Genomic DNA, 25548 nt, shown 5'->3' with positions numbered 1-25548 from the left:
GCAGCGCCCCCAAATCACGAAACAAAGCGCGCCGCAGGCGCACTATGGGATCAGACCGGTATGACCTCACGCACCCAAACCACCTTCGCGCCCCCGGTCATGGAGGCCCGCCGCTGGCTCGAGGGCGTGACTTTCCCCGACAACCAACCGCTCATCAACGTGAGCCAGGCCGCGCCGGTCGATCCACCGCCCGCCCCCCTGCGCGCCGCAATGGCCGACGCGCTCGACCTGCCTGAAACCCATCTCTACGGCCCGGTTCTCGGCCTGCCCGCCCTGCGCACCGAACTGAGCACGCAATGGGCCGCCCATTACCACGGCACTGTCACCCCCGATCAGATCGCCATCACCTCCGGCTGCAACCAGGCGTTCGCCGCGACGATCGCAGCACTTTGCACCGAAGGCGACGAGGTGATCCTGCCGACCCCGTGGTACTTCAATCACAAGATGTGGCTCGATATGTCGGGCGTCACAGCGGTGCCCCTGCCCACCGGCCCCGATCTGATCCCCGATGCCGAAGCGGCGCGCGCGCTGATCACGCCCAGGACCCGCGCCATCGCGCTGGTCACACCGAACAATCCGGGCGGCGTCGAATACCCGGCCGACACCCTCTCCGCCTTTTTCGCACTGGCCCGCGACACCGGCATCAAGCTGATCGTCGACGAGACCTATCGCGATTTCGACAGCCGCCCGACCCCGCCGCACCCGCTCCTGGCCGATCCCACCTGGGACGATACGCTGATCCAGCTCTACTCGTTCTCCAAGGCCTACCGGTTAACCGGTCACCGCGTCGGCGCGATCATCGCCAATCCGAACCTCCTCGCCGAGGTGGAAAAGTTCCTCGACACCGTCGCCATCTGCCCCTCGCAACTGGGCCAGCGCGCGGCCCTCTGGGGGCTTCAGAACCTCCACGACTGGCTTGCCGGGGAACGGGCCGAAATCCTCGACCGGCGCGCGGCGATCCATGACCACATGCCGCTCATCGAAGCCAAGGGCTGGCGGCTTATGGGATGCGGCGCCTATTTCGCCTATCTCCAACATCCATTCGCTGACTCGAGCGCCACCCTGGCCCCCAAGCTGGTGCAGGAGATCGGCGTTCTCGCCCTGCCCGGCACCATGTTCACGCCCGCCACCGATCCCTCGGGCGCAGGCCAGTTCCGCATCGCCTTCGCCAATGTGGATCGCGCCGGGATCGAGGCGCTCTTCACCCGTCTGGCAAGCCTCGACTGGCCCCTTGCGACCCCTGTCTCTGCCGCGTAGACACGTCGCACGAAATCACAATCGACCAAGGGGCACACCTGCATGGCCATGGGCAAAGGCAAGCTGTCGAAGACCTTCATCTGGATCCTGATGGGCCTTCTTTTCATCGGCCTCGCGGGGTTCGGCGCAACAAGCCTGAGCGGCACCGCGCGCAGTGTCGCGACCGTCGGTGAAAAGGAAGTCTCGACCGAGGCGTATTTGCGCAACCTGCGCACCGAGATCAACGCCTTCGCCGCCCAGGCCGGGCGCGCCATTCCGATGTCCGAAGCGCAGATGATCGGCCTCGACCGCCAGGTCCTGGCGCAGCTCATCACCGCACGCGGTCTCGATAACGAGGCAGCCCGGATCGACCTTTCCGTCGGCGACGCCATCGTGGCCGAGCAGCTCTTGCAGGTGCCGTCCTTCCAGGGTGCCGATGGCGGCTTCAATCGCGAGGCCTACAGCTTTGCGCTGCGCAACCAGGGCCTCTCGGAAGCCGAGTTCGAAGAGCAATTGCGCGACGACACCGCACGCACCATCCTGCAAAGCGCGCTGATCGCGGGCAACACCCTGCCGGACACCTATATCGACACGCTTCTGGCCTACACCGGCGAAACCCGCGATTTCACCTGGGCGCGCCTGACCGGATCGAACCTGCAAACCGGCCTGCCGGAGCCGTCCGAGGACGACCTGCAAGCCTATTACGACGACAATCTCGACCGCTACACCCTGCCGGAGCTGCGCGACATCACCTATGCGTGGATCACGCCGGAAATGATCGTCGACACTGTCGAGGTGGACGAAGACGCGCTGCGTGCCTCCTATGACGAACGCATTGACGAGTTCAACCAGCCCGAACGTCGCCTTGTCGAACGCCTTGTCTTCAGCACGCAAGAGGCCGCCTCTGAGGCCGCGAACCGTCTTGGCGAAGATGTCACCTTCGAAGACCTGGTCGACGAACGCGGGCTCACCCTCGCCGATGTCGATATGGGCGACGTCACCCGCGACACTCTGGGCGACGCGGCAGAGGGCGTCTTTTCCGCCGAGGTCGGCGACGTGGTCGGCCCCCTGCCCTCCAACCTCGGACCGGCGCTCTACCGCGTCAATGCCGTGCTCGATGCCCAGACCACCAGTTTCGACGAAGCCCGTCCTGCCCTGCGCAGCGAACTGGCCCTCGACCGCGCGCGCCGCGTGATCGAAACGCTGGCCCAGTCCATCGACGATGAGCTGGCCGCCGGTGCCACGCTGGAAGAAATCGCCGACACCACCGAAGCCCGGCTCGGCCAGATCGACTGGTTCCCCGGGGCCGATGGCGACATCGCCGCCTACGACGCCTTTCGCGAAGCCGCCGCCGCGCTCAACGAAGGCGACTTCCCCGAGGTAATGCAGCTTGGCGATGGCGGCGTTTTCGCCATGCGCCTGAACCGCATCCAGCCGCCCGCTCCCCAGCCGCTCGAAGACGTGATCGATCAGGTGCGCCAGGGCTGGGATACCCGCGAACAGACAGCTCAACTGATGGTGCAGGCCGAAGACCTCGCCGCTTCTCTGGCGGATGGCAGCAGCTTCGAAGACCTCGGTCTCACCCGGCAAACGGAAACCGACCTTGGCCGCAACGCGCAGATCGCCGATCTGCCGCCCGACCTGCTGACCGCCGTGTTCGACATGGGCGAAGGTGACACCCGCGCGATTGCCGGCACCGGCGACGTGATCCTGATCCGTCTCGACGGCATCACCCCGGTCGATCGTTCCGATGGCGATATCGAAATGCTCGCACAAGCGCTGCGCAATCAGGCGTCCAACAGCATCGCCGAAGACCTCTTCCGCGCCTACGCCACAGACGTGCAGCGCCGCGCCGGGGTCGAGATCAACCAGCCCGCGATCAACGCGGTCCACGCCCTGATCCAGTAAACCGATGGCCACCCTGACCCCCGATTACGACAGCTTCGCCCGCGCCTTCGAGGCCGGTGAGAACCAGATCGTCTACGCAAGGCTCGCCGCCGATCTCGACACGCCGGTGTCGCTGATGCTGAAACTCACCGGTGCCGCGAAAGATGCCTTCGTGCTGGAAAGCGTCACGGGCGGCGAGGTGCGGGGCCGCTACTCGATCATCGGGATGAAGCCGGATGTGATCTGGCAATGCCACGGCACCCAAAGCCGCATCAATCGCGCCGCGCGCTACGACCCCGACGCGTTCGAGACCCAGGACGGCGATCCGCTGACCACCCTGCGCGCGCTCATTGCCGAGTCGAAGATCGACCTCCCCGCCGATCTGCCACAGGCGGCGGCGGGGCTCTTCGGCTATCTCGGCTATGACATGATCCGGTTGGTCGAACATCTGCCGAATGTGAACCCTGACCCTCTCGGCCTGCCCGACGCCGTGATGATGCGCCCCTCGGTCGTCGCGGTGCTGGACGGGGTCAAGGGCGAGGTCACGGTGGTCTCGCCCGCGTGGGTCAATGATGGCCTCACCGCACGCGCCGCCTATGCGCAAGCGGCCGAGCGGGTGATGGACGCCGTGCGTGACCTCGAACGTGCCCTGCCGCAACAGGCACGCGAAATGGGCGACGCCGCCGACGTCGCCCCGCCGGTGTCGAACTTCACCCATGAGGGCTACAAACAGGCGGTGGAAAAAGCCAAGGACTACATTCGCGCGGGCGACATCTTCCAGGTGGTCCCGGCGCAGCGTTGGACGCAGGACTTTCCGCTACCTCCATTCGCACTTTATCGTTCCTTGCGAAGGACTAACCCGTCGCCATTCATGTTCTACTTCAACTTCGGAGGCTTCCAGGTCATCGGCGCAAGCCCGGAAATCCTAGTGCGCGTCTTCGGCAACGAGGTCACGATCCGTCCCATCGCGGGCACCCGCCCACGCGGTGCCACCCCAACTGAGGACGACGCGCTCGAAGCGGACCTGCTGGCCGATCCCAAGGAATGCGCGGAACATCTCATGCTGCTCGATCTCGGGCGCAATGATGTGGGACGGGTGGCCAAGATCGGCACCGTACGCCCCACCGAGAAGTTCATCATCGAACGCTACAGCCACGTCATGCACATCGTGTCGAACGTCGTGGGCGAACTCAGCCCAGACCACGACGCTCTCTCGGCCCTACTGGCGGGGCTACCCGCAGGAACCGTCAGCGGCGCCCCCAAGGTCCGCGCAATGGAGATCATCGACGAACTGGAACCCGAAAAGCGTGGCGTCTACGGCGGCGGTGTCGGCTATTTCAGCGCGGGCGGCGACATGGATATGTGCATCGCGCTGCGCACCGCGCTGGTGAAGGACAAGAAGCTGTACATCCAGGCCGGTGGCGGCGTTGTCTACGACAGCGATCCCGAAGCCGAGTACCAGGAAACCGTCCACAAATCGAACGCCATCCGCCGCGCCGCCGCCGATGCCGCGCGCTTCACCGGAAACGGAAACACCTGACCGAAAGGCGCCGCCCGGTTTCTTTGGGCCTCAAATATCTCGGGGGAGTCCGCCACAGGCGGACGGGGGCAGCGCCCCCAAACGGCTTTGCGACCCGCAGGGTCGGAAAGCTCGAACCAGTCCGCCGCAGGCGGTCATTCTAACTTGAAGAACTCTTCGCAAACCCCTGCAAACGCTCGATCATCGCGCGCAGCCCGTTCGATCTCTGCGCCGACAGGTGGTCGTTCAACCCCAACCGCCCCAACTCGGCCCGCGCGTCGATGGCGGCCACCTCCGAGGGCGGCAACCCGTTGTAAAGCTTGCGCAACACCGCGATCAGGCCGTTCACGATCATCGCATCGGATTCGCCCTCGAACTGCACCACGCCGTCCTCGATCTGCGGATGCAACCAGACCTGGCTCGCGCAGCCCTCGACCTTGGTCGCAGGCACTTTCAGCGCCTCGGGCAACGGCTCCATCGCGCGGCCGAGTTCGATCACCATGCGGTAACGGTCTTCCCAGTCGTCCAGAAATTCGAAATCCTCGACGATTTCTTCAAAAGCGGCGCTCGCCATCGGGCTCTCCGGTCAGTCAATCTGCGTCCTGAACACCTAGGCAGGCGCGCGGCAAACGTCCACCCCGGGCTTGACGCTTTTCAACGGCGGCGCAATCGGTTACGTCGAAAGGGCAAAGGCAAAGGGACCGACCATGCGCAAGCTTCTGATCCTTGCAACCGTCGCGCTGACAGGCTGCGCCGCGATAAACGAGTCGCGCTTCAATCCGCTCAACTGGTTCGGCTCGAGCCAGCCCGACCCCGCCGCGATGGATGTGGCCACAGCCGAGGTGAACCCGCTGATCCCGGCCCGCCGCGTTTCGATCTTCCGCGATGACGAACCCGCAGCGTTTGCCGGTCGTCCGATCGCCGAAATCACCGAACTTCTGGTCGAACGCCGGCCCGGCGGGGCCATCATCAGGGCCACCGGTCAGGCCAGCCGCGTCGGCCCGTTCGACGTGCGGCTGATCGCCGATGACACCAATACCGATCCCAGCGCGCTTGTGCTCGATCTCAAGGCGCTGCAACAGGCCGGACCGCGCAACACCGGGCCGCTTGCCCGTCAGGTCACGGTCGCTCGCTGGATCACGGATCAGGAATTGCAGGGCATCCGGTCGATCACCGTGCGTGGCGCGACCAATGCGCGGACCGTGCGCCGTTAAATCTCTATGATCTGAACCTGTTTGCCGTTGGCAGCCAGCGCGACCCGCCCGTCGACAAGGCGCAGCGCGTCATCCCCGAACACCTCGCGCCGCCAGCCATGCAGCGCGGGCACATTCCGGTCGCCAGACGCCAGCGCATCGAGTTCCGACGACGTGGCGATCAGCTTGGAGGCGACGCCGGACGCCTCGGTCTTGGCCTTCAGAAGCACCCGCAGCAGATCGGCCAGCGCCGGGTTCACCTGCGGCGACTGGCGGCTTGCATCGACCGATGGCAATTGCTCTTTCGGCAAGCTTTGCGCCTTGTGCACCGCTTCGAGGATCCCGTTGGCGATGTCCCCCTTGCGCGCCTCGCGCAAGAGCAGCCGCGACCGGCCCAGATCGGTCATGTCCTTGGGCTTTGTCGAGGCAAGCTCGACCAGGGCGTCATCCTTGAACACCCGGCTGCGCGGCACGTTGCGCTCCTGCGCATAGGCTTCGCGGAACCGCGCCAGTTCCTTGACCAGTGCCAGAAAGCGCGGCGCGTTCGACCGCGTCTTGACACGCATCCACGCATCTTCGGGGCGCGTGACATAGGTTTCGGGCGCCAGCAATGTGGCGATCTCTTCCTCGACCCAGCGGTCGCGCCCGGTCTCGGCCAGCTTCTTGCGCAGGAATTCGTAGATCACCCGCAGATGCGTCACATCGGCCAGCGCGTAGGCGGTCTGGTTGTCCGACAGGGGCCGCCGCGACCAGTCGGTAAAGCGCGAGGATTTGTCGAGCGATTGTTTGGCGATCTTGCGCACCAAAGTCTCGTACCCCACCTGTTCGCCAAAGCCCGCCACCATAGCGGCCACCTGGCTGTCGAACAGCGGCTCCGGGATCACGCCGTGGTCGATGTAGAATATCTCGAGATCCTGCCGCGCGGCGTGGAACACCTTGACCACATCGGGGTTGCGGAACAGGTCCAGAAGCGGGTCCAGCGACAGGCCATCGACCAGCGGATCGACCAGCACCGCATCGGTCTCGCCATCGCCGCGAAAGGCCAGCTGGATCAGACAGAGCTTCGAATAATAGGTCCGTTCCCGCAGGAACTCCGTATCGACTGTCACATAAGAGGTCTGAGCCGCCCGGTCACAGAATTGGGCAAGCTCGGTCGTGGTCGTGATGATGTGCATAATTCGGGTCGTTCGTTTCTTCTTGTCTCTGCGTCACCCCACCCTGTGTATAGCCCAAACCCCGTCACTTGCCTAGCGCGGGGGCGGTTGCCGTCAGGGCAGATCGATCCGGTCGCGCTGGCCGTCGGCGAAACGGCGCAGCACCAGCGGGTAAAGGATGTGTTCCTGCACCAGCACCCTGGCGGCCAGATCATCGGACGTATCATCGGGTTCGATCGGCACGCGGGCTTGGCCCAGAACCCGCCCGCCGTCAAGCTCTGCCGTGACCTCGTGGACCGAACAGCCCGCCTCCGTGTCGCCCGCGTCGATGGCGCGTTGATGCGTGTGCAGCCCCTTGTATTTGGGCAGGAGCGACGGGTGGATATTGAGCATCTTGCCCTGCCACCGCGTCACAAAGCCTTCGGTCAGTACCCGCATGAAGCCCGCGAGGCAGATGATGTCGGGACGTGCCTGATCAAGAACCGTGTTCAACGCGTCTTCGAACGCCGCACGGTTGGACCCGAAGGGTCGATGATCCACCACCGCCGTTGGAATGCCCCGCGCCTTGGCCTTCTCAAGCCCGCCCGCCTCGGCCCGGTTCGACAGAACCAGCACGGGCCGCGCCGGGTGATCGCAGGTCATGTCCTCGACCAGCGACACCATGTTGGAGCCACCACCCGAAATCAGGATCGCCACCCGTTTGGTCAAAGCAGCGTGCCTGTATAGGCCACACCCGACGCGCCGGTGACGGCGCCGATCCGCGACACGACCTCACCCGCGTCCGCGAGCACGGTCGCCAGCGCGTCGGCGCGGTCGGGGTCCACGACAAGGATCATGCCGATCCCGCAATTGAAGGTCTTGAGCAGTTCCACCTCGGCCATCTCGCCGGTCGCGGCAAGCCACTTGAAGACCGGCGGCAAGTCCCAGGCCGACAGGTCAATCTGTGCGCCCATGCCATCCGGCAGAACACGCGGCAGGTTCTCGGTCAGACCGCCGCCGGTGATATGCGCCAGCGCGTGCACTCCCCCTGCTTGCACAGCCGCCAGTGCTTGCTTCACATAGAGCCGTGTTGGCGTCAGAAGCGCCGCGCCCAGCGATCCTTCGGTCCAGGGGCAATCGGCGTCCCAGCCAAGGCCCGACACCTCCACAAGCTTGCGCACAAGGCTGTAGCCGTTGGAATGCACCCCGTCCGACGCCAGCCCCAGGAGCACGTCGCCTTCCGCAACGCCCTTGGGCAGGTCCGTGCCCCGCTCCATCGCGCCCACGGCAAAGCCGGCAAGGTCGAAATCGCCCGCCGGATACATTCCCGGCATTTCAGCCGTCTCGCCGCCGATCAGCGCACAGCCGGACCGCGCGCAGCCCTCGGCGATGCCTTCGATCACCCGCGCTGCCGTATCGGTGTCGAGCTTGCCTGTGGCGAAATAATCCAGGAAAAACAGCGGCTCCGCCCCCTGACAGACCAGGTCGTTGACGCACATCGCCACAAGGTCAATGCCCACGCCATCCACATGGCCCGTGTCGATCGCGATCCGCAGCTTCGTGCCCACTCCATCGGTCGCGGCCACCAGCACCGGGTCGGTAAAGCCTGCCCCCTTGAGATCGAAAAGCGCGCCGAAGCCGCCCAGCCCCGACATCACACCGGGCCGCGCCGTGCGCTTGGCCGCAGGTTTGATCCGCTCCACCAGCGCGTTTCCTGCGTCGATATCCACACCCGCATCCGCGTAGGTGATGCCGTTCTTGCCGTCTGTCATGCTGCACCCTCCGAAGGTCGCGGCTGCCTTAGCGCAGGCATCGACACGAGTCCATCATCCGCGTGCCGCACCTCTTGACGCGCCCCGGCGGTCTGGTACTGAAACACACATGGCGGGCCTGTAGCTCAATTGGTTAGAGCAGAGCGCTCATAACGCTTTGGTTGCGGGTTCAAGTCCTGCCGGGCCTACCATATTTTACCACTTGGTAAAAAACGCCTCTCTCACGTCACGCATCTGGTCACATCCGAGGTCGTCGCCCGCCAGCGCAGCGCATCCGCGATCAGTTTCGGCACCTCTGGATGCAAACCTATGGGGTCGAGGACAACGCCTTTGAACCCGGATGCCGCGACCGCCTCGGGCAGGTCGTCGAGCACATGCCCCCGCCGTGCGGCGAAGAACGGCAGGCAGATGGCGTTCGGCCCCAGACCGGACAGCGCGTCTGTCAGCGACGGGTCTTCCTCGACAAATCCGCAGCGCACCGATTTCGGTTTGATATCTTCGGCGACCCGGTCCGCAAAGGCGCGGGTGGCGTCGGACACGCGGCGGGACTTGCCCGAACCGTGACCCGCGATGACCAGATCGGTCCCGTACGGATCGAGCGTCCGATCCGTACAAACCGACCGCAACCAGCGCGCGGCGAGCATCGGCAGAGTGCAGTCGAGACCGAAGCTCACCAATTGCGGCCCGACGCCCTCAGCCAGTCGTTTCGGCAATTGCACCTGCGTGAACCAGCCATCGGCCATGAACATCGGATAGATCAACGCGCCTGGGCGGTCGGCGGACAGCGCCTCGATCCGGCCCTCGGCCGCCAGCGTGACGCCTTCAACCCGCCCGTCGGGCAGGTGCTCGGCCACCGCCGCGGCCAATGCGGCGATTTCCGCCTCGCCCACATCAGGGTCCGAGGGTTGGCCATGGCTGACGATGAGCGCGTCGAAGGACATGCCGCAATCCTAGCGCGGGGCCATGCGGATGGCACCGTCAAGCCGGATCACTTCCCCGTTCAGCATCCCGTTTTCCACGATATGCCGCACGAGCTGCGCATATTCCGATGGATCGCCCAGGCGCGACGGGAACGGCACCTGCGCGCCAAGGCTGTCTTGCACCTCTTGCGGCAGACCTTCGAGCATCGGTGTTTTGAACAGCCCCGGCGCAATCGCGCAGACGCGGATGCCCAGTTGCGCCAAATCGCGTGCCATCGGCAGCGTCATACCGACCACGCCGCCCTTGGACGCGGCGTAGGCCACCTGCCCCACCTGCCCCTCGAACGCAGCCACGGACGCCGTGTTCACGATCACGCCGCGCGATCCGTCCGCGTCCATCGGGTCATTCTCTGCCATAAGTGCGGCGGCCTGCGAGGCGACGTTGAACGTGCCGATCAGGTTGACGTTGATCGTGTTCACGAACGTGACCGGGTCATGCGGCGCGCCCTTTGAGACGGTCTTGGCCGCGGGCGCGATCCCGGCGCAGTTGACCGCGATGTGCAGCGCACCGAACGCGTCCTTGACCGCCGCCAAGGCCGCGCTGACGCTGGTCGGGTCGCTGACATCGGTCTCGATGAACTGACCGCCAAGCGCCTTGGCGGCGTCCGTCCCGGCCCGCGTGTTGCGATCGAGGATGACGATCCTTGCCCCGGCCTCGGCCAAAGCCCTCGCCGCCGCGGCACCAAGGCCCGATGCGCCGCCCGAGACCAGTGCAACCGTGTTTTCCGTGATGTTCATCTGCGCGCTCCCTCATGTCTGTTGACGTGTCTTAGGACGGTTGACATCACCCTGACAAGCGAGCGCGTCAGAACGGGCTTTGACACGCGATTTCGAAATCGCGTATCAAGCGCCTTCGAAGGCGCTTCCCCGCCAAGTCCACAAGCAGGTTTTCCTTGGCCAAGTCGAAGAAGCGCAAACACACTCCCGGTGGATGGCAGGACTGGGCGACCGACCGCGTGCTGCGCGGCGCGATCTGGCTGGCGTTGCGCCTGCCGATCCGCGCGCGACTGTGGGTGATGGGGCGACTGATCCGTCATGTGGTCGCGCCGCTGGCAGGATACCGGCAACGCGCGATGGACAACCTTGCCCATGTCTGGCCCGAGATGGACGTGCTCGACCGGCGTCGCCTTGCCGATCTGGTGGCCGACAATGCAGGCCGCACGATGATCGACAATTACGATGTGCAGGGCCTGATGCGGCGCATGGCAAACGCGCCGATCCGTGGCGAGGGTCTGGCCGCCGTGGAACAGGCCAAGGCCGATGGTCGGCCCGTGCTGTTCGTGACCGGTCATTTCGGAAATTTCGAAGCGCCGCGTGCGGCTCTGGTGGCGCGCGGGTATCGGATCGGTGGGCTCTACCGCCCCATGTCCAACCCGTTCTTCAACGCCCACTACGCGGCGAACATGCATGCGCTGTCGGACCCGGTGTTCGAACAGGGCCGTCGCGGCACGATGGGGTTGATCAAGCACATCCGCGAGGGCGGCATGGGCGTGCTGTTGTTCGACGTCTATGACAGCGCGGGCGTGCCCATCGACTTCATGGGCCAACCGGCCCCCACCCTGACCTCGGCGGCGGATATCGCGCTCAGGACCGGGGCGCTGCTGGTGCCGTTCTTCGGCATTCGCAAGGATGATGGGATCAGCTTCGACGTGGTGTTCGAGGCGCCCGTTCCACATGGCGATCCCGTCGACATGATGCGCGACGTGACCCGAAGGCTGGAGGCGCGCATTCGCGCCCATCCCGACCAGTGGTTCTGGATACACCGTCGGTGGAAACCGCGGCGTCAGCGCAAGCGTGCGGCGGCGAAAATCGGGCCGTAGCCCTTTTCCTGAACCAGAACGACGACCGGTGCCGCACCGGAAATCGGGACCGATTCCGACAGGGGCGCCTGGCCGTTCCAATCCCCGATATCCGACCATTCCGTCACGATATGGCTGTAGGTCAGCTTCTTGCCCGCATTTTCACCACTGGGGATGTTCACTGTTTCGGACGGCGTGTAGCGGATGAGAATGATATCCGCCTCGCGCAGACCGGACGATTCCGGGGCGGAGATCACGAGGCTGCTGCCGTCACGGCGCAGGGTCAGCGACACCGGCAAACCTTTGTCCGCATGGGCCTGAACAAGGTCGATGACGTCCATCGGACGATTGCCCACCACCTCTTTCACGCCATTGACCACCATTTGCGGGGTATAGATCGCCCGATTGCCGAAGGACCTCGCATAGCCCTTTTGGCGTTTCGTGAAGGCCGCGTGGGCGAATTTGTCTTTCCAGCCGATATAGTCCCAGTAATCGACATGCAGAGCCAGAGCGATGACGTTGTCACGCTCTCCGAGTCGGGCCAGCATCTCGTCGGCCTCGGGACAGGAAGAACAGCCTTGGGACGTGAAGAGCTCGACCACAACCGGCGTCTCATCGGCCCGAACGGTCGATGCGTGACCCCCTAAGACGAGTGCCGTTACCAAAGCCAAAAGCCTGCTCATTCCAAGGGTATCCCGTGCAGTGTTCGATCCCGAGACACTTAGCGACACGGAACTGAAATAACCAATCAAGGTTTTGCGAGAGAGCGTCATCCGGCGGCTGCCGATTTATTGTGCACAATAGTATACCAAAATCGTCGCACCCCCCTTGATCGACTCCGTGGCATCAGGCAAAGAGCGGGCAGAATTCCACGCTTTATTGCTTCAAGGAGCCCTGTCATGCCCATCACAGTTGGTCAGGACACAGCCAAGACCCGTAAGACCCTTACGGTCAATGGCCAGTCCATCGCGTATTACTCGATTCCCGCGGCCGAGGCGGCGGGGTTGGGGACCTTCTCCAAACTGCCCGCCTGTCTCAAGGTCGTGCTCGAAAACATGCTGCGCTTCGAAGACGGCAAGACCGTCACGGTCGACGACATCAAGGCGTTTTCGGACTGGGCCAAGAACGGCGGCAAAGGCGAGGTCGAGCTGGCCTATCGCCCGGCCCGCGTCTTGATGCAGGACTTCACCGGCGTGCCTGCCGTGGTTGACCTTGCCGCGATGCGCGACGGGATCGTGGCGCTGGGGGGTGATCCGGAAAAGATCAACCCGCTGAACCCGGTCGATCTGGTGATCGACCACTCGGTGATGATCGACGAATTCGGCAACCCGCGCGCGTTCCAGATGAACGTGGACCGCGAATACGAACGCAACATGGAGCGCTACACCTTCCTCAAGTGGGGCCAGTCCGCGTTCAACAACTTCCGCGTCGTACCGCCGGGCACCGGCATCTGCCACCAGGTGAACCTGGAATACCTTGCCCAGACCGTCTGGACCGATGAAGACCAGAACGGCGACACCGTGGCCTACCCGGACACGCTCGTGGGCACCGACAGCCACACAACCATGGTCAACGGCGCGGCCGTTCTCGGCTGGGGTGTCGGCGGGATCGAGGCCGAGGCCGCGATGCTGGGTCAGCCGATCTCCATGCTCATCCCCGAAGTCGTCGGGTTCGAACTGACCGGAGAGATGATGGAAGGCACCACGGGCACCGACCTCGTGCTCAAGGTCGTGGAAATGCTGCGCGAGAAAGGCGTGGTCGGCAAATTCGTCGAATTCTACGGCACCGGCCTTGATAACCTGCCGTTGGCGGACCGCGCGACCATCGCCAACATGGCGCCCGAATACGGCGCGACCTGTGGCTTCTTCCCGATCGACGACGAAACCCTGCGCTATCTCAAGACCACCGGCCGCGACATGGAGCGGATCGAACTGGTCGAAGCCTATGCCAAGGAAAACGGCATGTGGCGCGATGCGGATTATGCGCCGGTCTATACCGACACGCTGACCCTCGACATGGGCACAATCGTTCCGGCGATCTCGGGCCCCAAACGTCCGCAGGATTACATCTCGCTCGACAAGGCCGCCAAGGCGTTCGGCGAGTACGTGAAGGGTATCCGTGAAGGCAAGGATGCCGGACCGACCGAGGAAATCCGCTGGGAAGGCGAAGGCGGCGCACCGGAACCGACAGACATTCCGGGCGACGAAGGCCACCACAAGCGTGGCTATGTCCAGACCGAGGACGGCCACTACCAGCTGCATGACGGCTCGGTCGTGATCGCGTCGATCACATCCTGCACCAATACGTCGAACCCTTACGTGATGATCGGCGCAGGCCTCGTGGCCCGCAAGGCGCGCGAAAAGGGCCTGACCCGCAAGCCGTGGGTCAAGACATCGCTGGCCCCCGGATCGCAGGTCGTGTCAGCCTATCTCGAAGCCGCGAACCTTCAGGAAGACCTCGATGCCATCGGCTTCAACCTTGTCGGTTATGGCTGCACCACCTGTATCGGCAACTCCGGCCCGCTGGCCGACGAAATCAGCAAGTGCATCAATGACAATGACCTGATCGCGACCTCGGTCCTGTCGGGCAACCGGAACTTCGAAGGCCGGATCAGCCCTGACGTGCGTGCCAACTACCTCGCCTCCCCGCCCCTCGTGGTGGCTTATGCGCTGGTCGGTGACATGAATGTCGACATCGCCAAGGAACCGCTTGGCCAAGACCAGGACGGCAACGATGTCTACCTCAAGGACATCTGGCCCAGCCAAGCCGAGATCGCAGAGCTGGTGGAGCAAACCGTTACCCGCGACGCGTTCCAGTCGAAATATGCCGACGTCTTCAAGGGCGACGAGAAATGGCAGGGTGTGGAAACCACCGATGCCAAGACCTACGACTGGCCGCCGACCTCGACCTACGTCCAGAACCCGCCCTATTTCCAGGGCATCACGATGGACACCAAGAAGATCGAGAACATCGAGGGTGCCAAGGTCCTGGCCCTGCTGGGCGACATGATCACCACCGACCACATCAGCCCGGCCGGGTCTTTCAAAGAAAGCACACCTGCGGGTCAGTACCTGATCGAACGTCAGGTGCCCGTGCGCGAATTCAATTCCTACGGGTCGCGTCGTGGCAACCACGAAGTGATGATGCGCGGCACGTTCGCCAACATCCGCATCAGGAACGAGATGCTGGACGATGTCGAAGGCGGCTACACCAAAGGCCCGAACGGCGAACAGATGTCGATCTTCGACGCGGCGATGGCCTATCAGGAACAGGGCACACCGCTCGTGGTCTTCGGCGGTGAACAGTACGGTGCCGGTTCGTCCCGTGACTGGGCGGCCAAAGGCACAGCGCTTTTGGGCGTGAAGGCTGTGATCGCCGAAAATTTCGAACGTATCCACCGCTCCAACCTCGTTGGCATGGGGGTGATCCCGTTCGAATTCACCGGCGGCGATACCCGCAAGTCGCTGAACCTGACAGGCGACGAAACCGTGTCGATCCACGGCCTCGACAGCATCACCCCGCTGGCCGAGGTGCCCTGCACCATCACCTACGCGGACGGCACCGAGAAAGAGATCACGCTCAAGTGCCGGATCGATACCGGGATCGAGATCGAATACATCGAGAACGGCGGCGTTCTGCACTATGTGCTGCGCGACCTCGCCGGACGCGACGCGATCGCGGCGGAGTAATCCAGGGTCAGTTCTGTAAACGACTTAAGAAAAATGAAAAAGGCGGGCTTCGACCCGCCTTTTTTTGTGTGCTCCGGTGCGCGGCTGTCTCGGAATTCGCGTGTGACAATCTTCAAACTGCGGGGAAACTAGGCGGTACTGGCAACAAGTTGCCCGAAAAATGAAAAACCAATTCATTTTTGGTGCAAGTTGTCGCATGTGACAGCGTGGCCCCTACACATCCGGCGGTAAGATCCCAGATACAGCTTGAAACGGCCCCAAAACCACGAGCGGATCACATGAAACTTCTGACCATCCTTCAGACCGCAGCCTTGCTTCTGATCGCAGGGGCCAGTGTGTTCGCCGGGATCCCGGATGCGGCTCCGATCCTGATACCTTAAGGGATCAGTCGGCCATCGCCTTTTCAAGTGCGGGTACGAACCGCTGCTCATAGTCGGACCCGACAAGCGGACCGGCAAAGCGGAACAGAACCGTTCCGTCTCCATCCACGATAAATGTCTCTGGCGGGGCAGTGACGCCCCAATCGATGGACGTGCGCCCGGCTGGATCGAACGGCACCGCGGCGAACGGATTGCCGTCTTCTTCAAGGTATTGGCTCGCGTTCGCTTCCTGATCGCGGATGTTCACGCCGATGATCTGCATGCCCTCGGCCTGCATCTCCAGGAGTTTTGGATGTTCCACCCGGCAAGGCGGGCACCAGCTGGCCCAGAAGTTCACCAGCGTGACCTCGCCGCTGGTGAGCATGTCGGGCGAGAAGGCGTCGTATCCGGTAAGCGCCGCTTCGGTGATCGGCGGCGCGGGTTGGCCAATCCGTGTCGACGGCAATCCCTGCGGATCCTCACGGAACATGCCGACATAGGCCAGCACGGCGAAGGCGCCGAAAATGACCGGGGGCAAAACCATCAGCGGGGATATTTTCGCCATCAGTGTCTCCGCCGGTTTTCGATCTCGTCGAGCGCAGCACGCACCTTACGCGCCCGCTGGACGCTGACCAGCACGATCACGGCCAAAAGCAGGATGGTCACGCCGTAGGAGCTCAGCACCTCGAACGCGTATTTGCCGAGATCGGGCATCACGCCTGCCCCTCACGCGCCAGAAGCGCCCGCGTGCGGCGCGCACGGATCTCGGTCTGGGTGCGCAGGAACACCAGCGCGATGAACAGCAGGACAAAGCCCGCGATACAGACCAGAAGCGGGAACCAGAACACGTCGGAGATGTTCTCTTCCTTGTCGAGGCTGAGCGTCGCGCCCTGGTGCAACCCCTGGTTCCAGAAGTTCACGGCGTAACGGCTCAGAACCGCAAAGACCGATCCGACAAGGCACAGGATGGAGGTCAGGTCCGCCGCCGTGTCGTCGTTCTCGATCGCCTCCCACAGGGCCATATAGCCAAGGTAGAAGAGGAACAGGATCAGGAACGAGGTCAGGCGCGGATCCCAGGCCCACCATGTCCCCCACATCGGCTGGCCCCAGAACGCACCTGTCGCCAGCGCGATCATGGTCATCACGGCACCGACCGGGGCCGCGGCCCGCGCAGCCAGTGCCGAGACGTGGTGCCGTCGCACGATCCAGATGAGCGAGGCCACCAGCATCATCAGCCAAGCGTTGATTGCCATCAACGCAGAGGGCACGTGGATGTAGATGATCTTGACCGTCGATCCCTGACGGAAGTCATTGGGTGTAAAGAAAAACCCCCAGATCAGCCCGGTGACGAGGCACAGAACCGTCAACGTCCATATCCACGGCAACACCTTGTCGGTGGTGCGGATGAACTTCACAGGATTTGCGTATTCCCACAATGACATGACAGTCAGGTAGGCCGTTTTTCTTGTGTCTTCAATTCAAAAAACCGCATGAGACGCGTTACCGCAGATTGATCCGCAATACAGCGGCGCTGGCGAAGGGCAAAAGCGCGATCACGCCGAAACTGATCCCCGCCAGCAGGAGGAGTGGCGTCTGCACCGTCAGCCCCTCTGCCCCGCGCCGGGCGACCTCGGCCCCGAAGATCAGTGTCGGCACATAGAGCGGAAGCACCAGCAGCGACATGAGCAACCCGCCGCGCTTGATCCCCACGGTGAGCGCCGCGCCGAAGGTGCCGATCACGCTGAGCGCCGGGGTTCCCACGGCAAGGCTGATCACCACCCATTGATAGGCCGGGATCGGCAGGCTGAGCAGCACGCCCAGAACCGGCGCGGCCAGCACCAGCGGCAGGCCGGTGGTGATCCAGTGGGCGAAGGCCTTGACCGTGACGATGCCTTCCATCGGCAGCGGTGCGGTGGCCAGGAGGTCGAGCGATCCGTCCTCCCAGTCAAGCGCAAGGATCCGGTCCAGCGACAGCAGGCATGCAAGAAGCGCGCCGATCCACAGGATGCCGGGCGCGATGCGTGACAAGAGCTCGGTTTGCGGACCCACGCCGAAGGGCACCAGAACCGTCACGATCAGAAAGAACGCGAGGCCCAGTCCAAAGCCGCCACCCGCCCGGATCGCAAGCCTCAGATCTCGCAGCAGCAAAGCCCTCACAGGAACGCCTCGTCCATCGAGCGCGTGCGCGGGGCAGCCTTGAACGGGGTAAGGTCCACCACGGTTGCTTCGGTCAGCCCGAGGTCGATATGGGTCGCCATCAAAGCACTGCCGCCTCCGCGCAGATGCGTACGGACTGCCTCGGCGAACAGCGCGACCGACGCCACGTCAAGCGACACGGTCGGCTCGTCCAGAACCCAGATCGGCCGCCCCGTCACCATCAACCGCGCCAGTCCCAACCGACGTTTCTGCCCGGCGGACAAGGTTCCCGCCATGCGGTCGCGCAAGTCGGTCAGGTCAAAGGCAACAAGCGCCGGTTCGATGTCCGAAAGGCCAAAGACTGACGCCCAGAAACGCAGGTTCTCGGTCACGCTGAGCATCGCTTTGAGGCCATCGGAATGCCCGGCATAGGCGATCTGGTCCTCGGCGCCGGTCACGGTGCCCATCTCGGGCGGTTGCAACCCCGCGACGCTGCGCAGGAGCGTTGTCTTGCCCACACCGTTGGGGCCGCGCAATACCAGCGCCTCGCCCGCTGCCAGATCGAACGACACGCCTTCGAGGATCGCAAGGCCACCCCGGGTGACGGCAAGATCGCGAACAGACAAAACCATGGGTTCGGCTTAGACCAAGGGCACGGCGGGAAAAAGCGCGAAAATGTCGCTTGCCGGATTATCGCGGGTCTTGCGTTGTTGCTGGCTTTCCGTTGACGGAAAGCCGCGATGCGTCAACGCATCGCCGATCGCGCTATTTGACAGGCAACAGGGCCAGCGCCACGCGGCGGCCTTCGGACAAAAGCACGTTGTAGGTGCGGCAGGCGGCGGGTGAACTCATGACCTCGACCCCGATCCCCTTGTCTTCGAGTGTAGACCGGAGCTGCGCCGGGATATGCGCGATGTCATCGCCCGTGCCGACGAAGAGCACATCCACCTCGCCCGCGAGCGCCAGCAGCGTGTCTGCGTCGTCGTAGCCGCCCCATGGCGATGTGCCGCTGTAGCCGGTGACCAACGGGGCTGCATGTTTCTTGCCGCCGATGCGAAAGAAGCCCGGACCATAGCCCTCGACCGGTTCTGCATCGTTATAGACCACTTCGTTCAAACGCATGTCTGCCTCTTCCTGTTACGGCGTATCCCAGAGCGGCACGCCTGCCAGCGTTGCTCCACCGATAATGACATAAGCCACAGCACGATAAAACCGTTCCCTCTCGGGTCGGAAAAGCGCCTGGCCGATCAGGGCACCAGCCCCGTACGGGATCAGCAGGATCGCCCCCAAGGCCACCGCCTGCCCGGTCAGCACGCCCTGCGCGGCCATCAACGGCAACATGAGCAGGCTGGTGGCGGTCAGAAACACCACCGTCGTCGCGCGCGTGGTGGCGATGCTGTCGCGGCCGGCCAGTTGGAAGAGCACCATGATCGGCCCGGTCAATCCGCTCAGCCCACCGATGAAGCCGGCCGCCCCGCCGATGGCGATGCGCATGCCCAGCGTCGGCTCGACCTTGGTGCGCCACCCGGCGATCAGGGCAATCAGCGTCACGGCACAGACGATCACAACGACCCAGCGGATCGCTGTCACATCCGCCACGCGCAAGACCCAGATGCCAAAGGACGCCGCAACCGTCGCCGACAGGATCAGAACCGTGACCGCCTTGCGGTTCACCAGCGGCAAAGCCTTGGGAAACACCGTCACGAGCGATGACAGGGCCGACACCGAAAACGAAGCGATGGCCATGACGGGCGCCAGAAAGATCACCGACACCGGCATGTAGATCAGTGCAGCGCCAAAGCCCGCGAACCCGTAGACGATACCAGCGACCACGGTGATCGCCACGATCCAGCCAAGCCCCGGCGTCGCCAGGGCGGCTAGGAGCGCTTCAAGCATCCACGTTGGCGAACTGGTTGCCGGTTGTGTCGGTCGGCTTTGTCCAGTCGCGCTTGACACCCAGCCAGAGCAGGATGGCCGACGCCACGAAAATCGACGAATAGGTGCCGACGATCACACCCCAGATCATCGCGAAGACGAAGCCCCGGATCACATCGCCGCCCAGCACGAAGAGCGCGATCAGCGCAAGCAGCGTGGTGGCCGAGGTCATGAAGGTCCGGCTCAGGGTCTCGTTGATCGAGATATTCAGAACCTCCTTGAGGTCCTTTTTCTTGTACTTGATGAGGTTCTCGCGCACCCGGTCGAACACAACGACCGTGTCGTTCAGCGAATAGCCCACGATGGTCAGCAAGGCCGCGATGATCGCCAGGTCGAACTTGATCTGAAGCTCGGAGAATATCCCGATGGTCAGGATCACGTCATGCACCAGCGCGATCACCGCGCCGAGCGCGAACTGCCACTCGAACCGCAGCCAGATGTAGATGAGAACCGCTCCGATCGCCAAGATGACAGCAATCGCCGCCGTCTGGATCAATTCGCCGGACACTTTCGGGCCGACCGATTCCACCGATACGAACTGGATGTCCGGCCTGACCTCGACAAGCGCGGCCTCGACCGCCTCGATCACTTCAGTGCTCACCGCCTCTTCGCCGTCCTGCGCCTGGATGCGGACCATTGCAACGTTCTGTTCGGGGCCGAAACTCGGGTCGAACACTTCGGCAATCGTGATGTCGCCCAAGTCCAACGCGGAAATCGCGTTACGATAGACGCCCACATCCACCGGACGCGGGCTTTCGGTGCGGATCGTGGTGCCGCCCTGAAAGTCGATCCCGTAGTTCAGCCCTTGCAGCAGGAACGATCCGAAAGACAGCACCATCAGGAAGGCCGAGATGCCGAACCAGAGTTTCCACCGGCTGAAGAAGTCGAAATTCGTGTTCTCTTTGACCAGTCGCAAACGCATATCAGACCTCTATCGTCTTGGGGCGACGGCGTTCGAACCACATCACGATCAGAAGCCGGGTGACAAAAATGGCGGTGAAGACCGAGGTCAGGATACCCAGACCCAGCGTGATCGCAAAGCCGCGCACCGGACCAGAGCCCATTACGAAAAGGATCACCGCGGTGATGAAGGTGGTGATGTTGGCGTCCAGAATGGCCGACAATGCCTTTTCATAGCCAAGCTCGATAGCACGTGCCGGACCTTTCGCGGTCTTAAGCTCTTCCCTGATCCGCTCGAAAATCAGCACGTTGGCGTCCACCGCCATGCCGACGGTCAGAACGATCCCCGCAATCCCCGGAAGCGTCAGCGTCGCCCCGATGAGGCTCAGAAGTCCGAAGATCAGCGCGATATTGATGATGAGCGCGACATTCGCAAAAATGCCGAACAAACCGTAGCTTAGCGCCATGAATACCAGCACGCCGGCGAAAGCCACGATGGTGGCGATCTTGCCCGCGTCGATGCTGTCCTGACCCAGTTCGGGACCAATCGTGCGTTCTTCGAGGAATTCCAGACCGGCAGGCAAGGCCCCGGCCCTCAGAAGTACCGCAAGCTGCGTGCTTTCCTCGACGGTGAAATTACCGGTGATGATGCCCGATCCGCCGGGAATATGGCTCTGGATCACGGGGGCGCTGATCACCTCGTTGTCGAGGACGATGGCGAAGGGGTTGCCGATATTCGCTGCCGTGTAATCGCCGAACTTGCGCGCGCCCGAAGGGTTGAACCGGAAATTGACCGCAGGACGGCCGTTCTGGTCAAACGCAGGCTGTGCGTCGACAAGCTCTTCGCCTGTGACGACAGGTGCCTGTTCTAGAATGTAGAAGACACCGCTTTCATCCAGCGACGGCAGCACTTCGTTGCCGACACCGGCTGATGTGTTGGCATCATCGGTCCGGCCGATCACAGGCTGGAAGGTCAGTTGCGCGGTGGTGCCGATGATCTCTTTCAACTCGGCTGCCGATCCGATGCCCGGCACCTGGATCAGGATACGGTCGCTGCCCTGCCGCTGGATCGTCGGCTCGCGTGTGCCGACCTCATCAATACGGCGCCGGATGATTTCGAGGCTCTGTTGCATCGTACGCTCGTCCGTGGCGATCTGCTCCGCCTCTGACAGCGTGACGACGATATCCGACCCTTCGGCATTGACCTCAAGATCGTTGCTCAAAGCGCCAGTCACCGACACGACAGGCTGCGCCAGACCGCGCACCAGCTCCAGCGCACGGGCCATGCCGTCTGGCTGGGAAATCCGCACCCGCAATTCACCCTCGGCCGAGGGCTGCAAGCGGATCGTGCCGACCGTGTCACGCTCTGGGCGCAACACATCCCGCACCTCGGGCCACAGCGCCTCCAGACGCGCTGCATAAACGTCTTGAACCTGAACCTCGGCCAGCAGATGCGCACCGCCCCGCAGGTCGAGACCCAGATTGACCAGCCCCGAGGGCATGAAATCCGGCCAGCCCGCGCTCTGCGCCACCAGTTCGGGTGTTTCGCCCGACAGCTCTATCGCGGCCACCGCGTCATTGTGCTGCTCGACACGGGGGTAGAACAGGTTGGGCAGCGCCAGCACCAGACCCACCGCAACGGTGGTCCAGATCAGGAGGCGCTTCCAGAGGTCGATCTGAAGCATGAGCGAACGGTCCGATGCGGGTTAGGAAAGATCAGGTATTGGCGGGTTCGGTCTTGGACACGACCTGAGCGACGGTGTTCTGCACCACGCGCACCTTGACGCCATCCGCAATCTCGACGTCCAGTTCGTTGTTTTCCTTGACCTTCACGACCTTGCCGATCAGCCCGCCCTGGGTGATGACGACATCGCCCCGGCGCAGGCCCTCGACCATTTTCTGATGCTCTTTCATCTTTTTCTGCTGCGGACGGATCAGCAGGAAATACATGATCGCGAAGATCAGAATAAGCGGGACAAACTGGGCAATGGCGTTGCCTTCCATGGGCGTGCTCCTTGAAGATGGCGGGGCACCCCCCCGCGTGATCCGGTCGTAAATTTGGGCGGAACCTATGTTGCCGGCTCAGGCTTTGCAAGGCGGGTTCGGTTGCCTGTGACCCGGGGTCTGCCACGCGCGAAAAGCGGTCGACCGCTTTTGCAAAAATCGTCACCGATTTTTCCGCCTCCGCTTGTAGGCCGTCGTGTTTTCCGCCTTAGTTTGCGCATGATGCGCTCGATACTGCTCTTTCTTGCCTTGATCGCCCCAGCGGCTGTCGCGCAGGACCTCACCGTCCTTCCTGCCCAGGATCACCCCGCGTGGCAGGCCGTGGGGCGCGTGAATGCCGCAGGCTACCGGACGCGCGAGATGTGTACCGGGACGCTCATCGCGCCCGACCTAGTTCTCACCGCCGCGCATTGCGTGTCGGGCGAAGACGGGCTGGGCCCCCTGCCCGAGGAATTCACCTTCGTCGCCGGTTGGCTGCGTGGTCGTGCCGCCGACAGCGTTGTAGGCGCGTCGATCTGGGTGCACCCGAAGGCCTATGCCGAAGGCGCTCTGGACGTCCGTTACGACCTCGCGCTGCTCACTCTGGAGCGTGCCGCCACGGTCGCACCGATGCAGCTGGCCGAGGCCCCGGCGACACCACCGTTTGCCGTTGTCGCCTACTCCACCCGCCGCCCGCATATGCTCAGCGCGGCCTTTTCCTGCGACGGCCAGACCCTCTCTGCGCTGCTGCGACTTGACTGTGCGGTCACGCCCGGCAATTCCGGTGGCCCGGTCCTGGTGCGCGACGGCGACGGATGGGTCGTCACCGCCGTGATCAGCGCCATGGGGCAGACCGGCGCGCTGGCGGTTCCCGTGTCGCGCCTGCCCGCACCCTGACCCCCTACCAAACCCCCGCGTTCCGGTGCATAAGGCCGCGCATCACTGTTGCGAGTCAGAAGGACCAGACCCATGCATGACATCCGAGCCATCCGCGAGAATCCCGCTGCGTTCGACGCGGCCCTGTCGCGTCGTGGGTTGGAGCCGGTCTCGTCCGAAATCCTGCGGATCGACGAAGCGCGCCGCGCCGCCATCCTGGAGGCCGAGACGGCACAGGCCGACCAGAACAAGGCCGCCAAGGAAATCGGCAAGGCCAAGGCATCGGGCGACGAAGCCGCGTTCCAGAAGTTGCGGGACGAGGTCGCGGCCAAGAAGACCGCCGTGGCAGAGATGCAGGCGCGCGCCAAGGAGATGGACGACACGCTGCAAACCATGCTGATGGGCCTGCCGAACCTGCCCTTCGACGATGTTCCGGAAGGTGCCGATGAGGCCGACAATGTGGAAATCCACCGCTGGGGCATGCCGCGCGATTTCGACTTCCAGCCCAAGGAGCATTTCGAGATCTCCGGCGTCCAGCCCGGAATGGATTTCGAAACCGCGGCCAAGCTGTCGGGCTCGCGTTTCGTCGTGATGTCGGGTGCCGTCGCGCGGCTTCACCGGGCTTTGGCGCAATTCATGCTCGACACGCATATCACCGAGAACGGTCTGCAAGAGACATGGACCCCGGTGCTTGTCCGGGACGACATGATGTACGGCACCGGGCAATTGCCGAAATTCGGCGAGGACAGCTACCAGACCACCAATGGCTGGTGGCTGGTGCCCACCGCCGAGGTGCCGCTGACCAATATCGTCAACGGCGAAACCGTGGAGGAAGACACCCTGCCCCGCCGCTACGTCGCGCATACCCAGTGCTTCCGCTCCGAGGCGGGCAGCGCCGGGCGCGACACGGCAGGCATGTTGCGTCAGCACCAGTTCGAAAAGGTCGAGATGGTCTCGATCACCCACCCGGACCACAGCCGCGCAGAGCTGGACCGTATGACCGACTGCGCGCAAGGTATCCTCGAAAAGTTGGGCCTGCCCTACCGCACGGTTGTTCTGTGCACCGGAGACATGGGCTTCGGCGCGCGCCGCACCCATGACATCGAGGTCTGGCTGCCGGGCCAGAACACCTATCGCGAGATCAGCTCGGTCTCGGTCTGCGGCGACTTCCAGGCCCGCCGCATGAACGCGCGGTTCAAGCCCTCTGGCGGCGGCAAGCCGGATTTCGTGCATACGCTGAACGGCTCGGGCCTTGCGGTGGGCCGTTGCCTGATCGCGGTGCTGGAGAACGGGCAAGAGGCGGACGGATCCGTCACCCTGCCTGACGCGTTGCACCCCTGGCTGGGCGGCAAGACGCGCATCACGTCGGATGGAGCGCTGGTTTCAACAGACGCTGAGAAACCCAGTGAGGAACTCGAGCCAGAATGGGATTAAACATGATGACAAGGGCTTGGGCAGCACTCGTATTACTGGCCGCGATCGTTTTCGCGGCGTCCCCCTGGTTCACCCAAGGGTTCAACGGGTTCGAACCCGACCAGTTTCCCGTGCCGCAAGACGATCCTCCGGTGCAGCCTGCGGGCTATGCGTTCTCGATCTGGGGGTTGATCTATCTCTGGCTCATCGCCGGCGCCGCGTTCGGCCTTCTCAAGCGCAGCGACGACCGCGATTGGGAACCGATGCGCCCACCGCTTGTCGCCAGCCTGGCCATTGGGGCCACATGGTTGCCGGTGGCGAATGTCTCGCCGGTGATCGCGACGATCCTGATCTGGGCGATGCTGGGCACCGCGTTTCTGAGCCTCTTCCGCGTCGGCGATACCGACCGCTGGTTCCAGCAGGCGCCGGTGGCGATCTATGCCGGTTGGCTGACCGCAGCGTCCTCGGTGTCCATCGGCCTGCTTCTGGGCGGGTACGGTGTGCTGAGCGGCACGTGGTCGGCCATCGTGGCGCTGTCCATCGGGCTGGTGATCGCGCTGGTGGTGCAATACCGGCTGCACCGCGCGCCGGAATATGGGATCACCGTGATCTGGGCACTGATCGGCGTCATCGTCGCCAACACAGGCCCGTTGAACGTGGCCGTCGTCGGCCTGTGCGTGATCGGAATTGTCGCAATTCTCGCGCTGCGCGGCACCGATACCGAATAAACAAAAGGGC

26 protein-coding genes and 1 tRNA gene are annotated in these 25548 nt (G+C 63.6%); 10 read left to right on the top strand and 17 right to left on the bottom strand.

Translation table 11 applies throughout. From position 1 onward, the window contains the following. Positions 1 to 60 precede the first annotated feature (60 nt). Genes Q1B16_RS13225 through trpE form a run of 3 tightly spaced genes read left to right on the top strand, consistent with a single transcriptional unit; the run spans position 61 to position 4663 of the window. Positions 61 to 1257 (top strand): aminotransferase, encoded by a 1197-nt coding sequence (locus Q1B16_RS13225; protein ID WP_299789353.1) that lies wholly within the window; start codon positions 61 to 63, stop codon positions 1255 to 1257. A 42-nt stretch (positions 1258 to 1299) separates the two neighbouring features. Further along, entirely contained in the window at positions 1300 to 3144 is a 1845-nt protein-coding gene (locus tag Q1B16_RS13220) for a peptidyl-prolyl cis-trans isomerase (protein ID WP_299789350.1), read from the top strand. A 4-nt stretch (positions 3145 to 3148) separates the two neighbouring features. Continuing rightward, the gene (trpE, locus tag Q1B16_RS13215; RefSeq protein WP_299789347.1) at positions 3149 to 4663 is read left to right on the top strand and encodes an anthranilate synthase component I; all 1515 of its coding nucleotides are present in this window, start codon (positions 3149 to 3151) and stop codon (positions 4661 to 4663) included. Positions 4664 to 4802: 139 nt separating this feature from the next. Here trpE and Q1B16_RS13210 read toward each other — a convergent pair whose 3' ends face one another. Beyond that, positions 4803 to 5216: a SufE family protein gene (locus Q1B16_RS13210; RefSeq protein ID WP_299789344.1), complete on the bottom strand. Its 414-nt coding sequence runs from the start codon at positions 5214 to 5216 to the stop codon at positions 4803 to 4805. 133 nt (positions 5217 to 5349) lie between these two features. Here Q1B16_RS13210 and Q1B16_RS13205 point away from each other — a divergent pair, with 133 nt between their 5' ends. Beyond that, positions 5350 to 5856 carry a hypothetical protein gene (locus Q1B16_RS13205; RefSeq protein WP_299789340.1) on the top strand — a complete coding sequence of 169 codons (507 nt, stop codon included), beginning with the start codon at positions 5350 to 5352 and terminating at the stop codon, positions 5854 to 5856. Here the strand turns inward: Q1B16_RS13205 and rnd are convergent. The 3 genes from rnd to purM form a co-directional block, all read right to left on the bottom strand. Further along, positions 5853 to 7010 (bottom strand): ribonuclease D, encoded by a 1158-nt coding sequence (gene rnd / locus Q1B16_RS13200; protein WP_299789337.1) that lies wholly within the window; start codon positions 7008 to 7010, stop codon positions 5853 to 5855. The genes Q1B16_RS13205 and rnd overlap by 4 nt on opposite strands. Positions 7011 to 7103: 93 nt before the next feature. Then, a complete protein-coding gene (purN, locus tag Q1B16_RS13195; RefSeq protein WP_299789334.1) occupies positions 7104 to 7697 on the bottom strand; it encodes a phosphoribosylglycinamide formyltransferase in 594 nt (197 codons plus the stop codon). After that, the gene (gene purM / locus Q1B16_RS13190; protein ID WP_299789331.1) at positions 7694 to 8740 is read right to left on the bottom strand and encodes a phosphoribosylformylglycinamidine cyclo-ligase; all 1047 of its coding nucleotides are present in this window, start codon (positions 8738 to 8740) and stop codon (positions 7694 to 7696) included. The genes purN and purM overlap by 4 nt, the downstream gene beginning before the upstream one ends. A 114-nt stretch (positions 8741 to 8854) precedes the next feature. Here purM and Q1B16_RS13185 point away from each other — a divergent pair. Beyond that, positions 8855 to 8931 (top strand) — tRNA-Ile (locus tag Q1B16_RS13185). 30 nt (positions 8932 to 8961) lie between these two features. Here the strand turns inward: Q1B16_RS13185 and Q1B16_RS13180 are convergent. After that, positions 8962 to 9681: a CbiX/SirB N-terminal domain-containing protein gene (locus Q1B16_RS13180; RefSeq protein WP_299789328.1), complete on the bottom strand. Its 720-nt coding sequence runs from the start codon at positions 9679 to 9681 to the stop codon at positions 8962 to 8964. Between the two features lie 9 nt (positions 9682 to 9690). After that, the gene (locus Q1B16_RS13175) at positions 9691 to 10458 is read right to left on the bottom strand and encodes an SDR family NAD(P)-dependent oxidoreductase (protein ID WP_299789325.1); all 768 of its coding nucleotides are present in this window, start codon (positions 10456 to 10458) and stop codon (positions 9691 to 9693) included. A 155-nt stretch (positions 10459 to 10613) separates the two neighbouring features. Here Q1B16_RS13175 and Q1B16_RS13170 point away from each other — a divergent pair, with 155 nt between their 5' ends. Next, positions 10614 to 11540 (top strand): lysophospholipid acyltransferase family protein, encoded by a 927-nt coding sequence (locus Q1B16_RS13170; protein WP_299789322.1) that lies wholly within the window; start codon positions 10614 to 10616, stop codon positions 11538 to 11540. On the opposite strand, the gene Q1B16_RS13165 is transcribed toward Q1B16_RS13170, so the two are convergent. Further along, positions 11504 to 12202 carry a DUF1223 domain-containing protein gene (locus Q1B16_RS13165; RefSeq protein ID WP_299789319.1) on the bottom strand — a complete coding sequence of 233 codons (699 nt, stop codon included), beginning with the start codon at positions 12200 to 12202 and terminating at the stop codon, positions 11504 to 11506. The two genes, Q1B16_RS13170 and Q1B16_RS13165, sit on opposite strands and share 37 nt — an antisense overlap. 216 nt (positions 12203 to 12418) lie before the next feature. On the opposite strand from Q1B16_RS13165, the gene acnA reads away from it, so the two are divergent. Continuing rightward, on the top strand, positions 12419 to 15208 hold the full coding sequence (gene acnA, locus Q1B16_RS13160; RefSeq protein WP_299789316.1) for an aconitate hydratase AcnA: 2790 nt from the start codon (positions 12419 to 12421) through the stop codon (positions 15206 to 15208). A 384-nt stretch (positions 15209 to 15592) separates the two neighbouring features. Here the strand turns inward: acnA and Q1B16_RS13155 are convergent, their stop codons facing one another. The 10 genes from Q1B16_RS13155 to yajC form a co-directional block, all read right to left on the bottom strand. Beyond that, positions 15593 to 16132 carry a DsbE family thiol:disulfide interchange protein gene (locus Q1B16_RS13155; RefSeq protein WP_299789313.1) on the bottom strand — a complete coding sequence of 180 codons (540 nt, stop codon included), beginning with the start codon at positions 16130 to 16132 and terminating at the stop codon, positions 15593 to 15595. Next, positions 16132 to 16284, bottom strand: a complete 153-nt coding sequence (ccmD, locus tag Q1B16_RS13150) for a heme exporter protein CcmD (RefSeq protein ID WP_299789310.1) — start codon at positions 16282 to 16284, stop codon at positions 16132 to 16134. Before ccmD ends, Q1B16_RS13155 begins: the two co-directional genes overlap by 1 nt. Beyond that, entirely contained in the window at positions 16281 to 17009 is a 729-nt protein-coding gene (locus Q1B16_RS13145; RefSeq protein ID WP_299789306.1) for a heme ABC transporter permease, read from the bottom strand. The genes ccmD and Q1B16_RS13145 overlap by 4 nt, the downstream gene beginning before the upstream one ends. A gap of 58 nt (positions 17010 to 17067) precedes the next feature. Then, on the bottom strand, positions 17068 to 17724 hold the full coding sequence (gene ccmB, locus Q1B16_RS13140; RefSeq protein ID WP_299789303.1) for a heme exporter protein CcmB: 657 nt from the start codon (positions 17722 to 17724) through the stop codon (positions 17068 to 17070). Further along, entirely contained in the window at positions 17721 to 18335 is a 615-nt protein-coding gene (gene ccmA / locus Q1B16_RS13135) for a heme ABC exporter ATP-binding protein CcmA (RefSeq protein WP_299789300.1), read from the bottom strand. Before ccmA ends, ccmB begins: the two co-directional genes overlap by 4 nt. Before the next feature lie 133 nt (positions 18336 to 18468). After that, entirely contained in the window at positions 18469 to 18825 is a 357-nt protein-coding gene (locus Q1B16_RS13130) for an Mth938-like domain-containing protein (RefSeq protein ID WP_299789297.1), read from the bottom strand. A 15-nt stretch (positions 18826 to 18840) separates the two neighbouring features. After that, positions 18841 to 19599, bottom strand: coding sequence for a sulfite exporter TauE/SafE family protein (locus tag Q1B16_RS13125; RefSeq protein ID WP_299789294.1), 759 nt, complete (start codon positions 19597 to 19599; stop codon positions 18841 to 18843). Further along, the gene (gene secF, locus Q1B16_RS13120; RefSeq protein ID WP_299789291.1) at positions 19592 to 20560 is read right to left on the bottom strand and encodes a protein translocase subunit SecF; all 969 of its coding nucleotides are present in this window, start codon (positions 20558 to 20560) and stop codon (positions 19592 to 19594) included. Before secF ends, Q1B16_RS13125 begins: the two co-directional genes overlap by 8 nt. A gap of 1 nt (position 20561) precedes the next feature. Continuing rightward, positions 20562 to 22223, bottom strand: a complete 1662-nt coding sequence (gene secD / locus Q1B16_RS13115; protein ID WP_299789288.1) for a protein translocase subunit SecD — start codon at positions 22221 to 22223, stop codon at positions 20562 to 20564. Between the two features lie 31 nt (positions 22224 to 22254). Beyond that, positions 22255 to 22542: a preprotein translocase subunit YajC gene (gene yajC / locus Q1B16_RS13110; RefSeq protein ID WP_299789285.1), complete on the bottom strand. Its 288-nt coding sequence runs from the start codon at positions 22540 to 22542 to the stop codon at positions 22255 to 22257. Positions 22543 to 22761: 219 nt separating this feature from the next. On the opposite strand from yajC, the gene Q1B16_RS13105 reads away from it, so the two are divergent. From Q1B16_RS13105 to Q1B16_RS13095, 3 genes are all read left to right on the top strand, one after another. Beyond that, positions 22762 to 23418 (top strand): trypsin-like serine protease, encoded by a 657-nt coding sequence (locus Q1B16_RS13105; RefSeq protein WP_299789282.1) that lies wholly within the window; start codon positions 22762 to 22764, stop codon positions 23416 to 23418. A gap of 72 nt (positions 23419 to 23490) precedes the next feature. Continuing rightward, positions 23491 to 24831: a serine--tRNA ligase gene (gene serS, locus Q1B16_RS13100; protein WP_299789279.1), complete on the top strand. Its 1341-nt coding sequence runs from the start codon at positions 23491 to 23493 to the stop codon at positions 24829 to 24831. A 5-nt stretch (positions 24832 to 24836) separates the two neighbouring features. Next, on the top strand, positions 24837 to 25538 hold the full coding sequence (locus Q1B16_RS13095) for a hypothetical protein (protein WP_299789901.1): 702 nt from the start codon (positions 24837 to 24839) through the stop codon (positions 25536 to 25538). Positions 25539 to 25548: the final 10 nt, after the last annotated feature.

Source organism: uncultured Marivita sp. (assembly GCF_947488135.1).
Lineage (GTDB): Bacteria > Pseudomonadota > Alphaproteobacteria > Rhodobacterales > Rhodobacteraceae > Marivita.
This window is presented reverse-complemented; position numbering and strand designations above follow the sequence as displayed.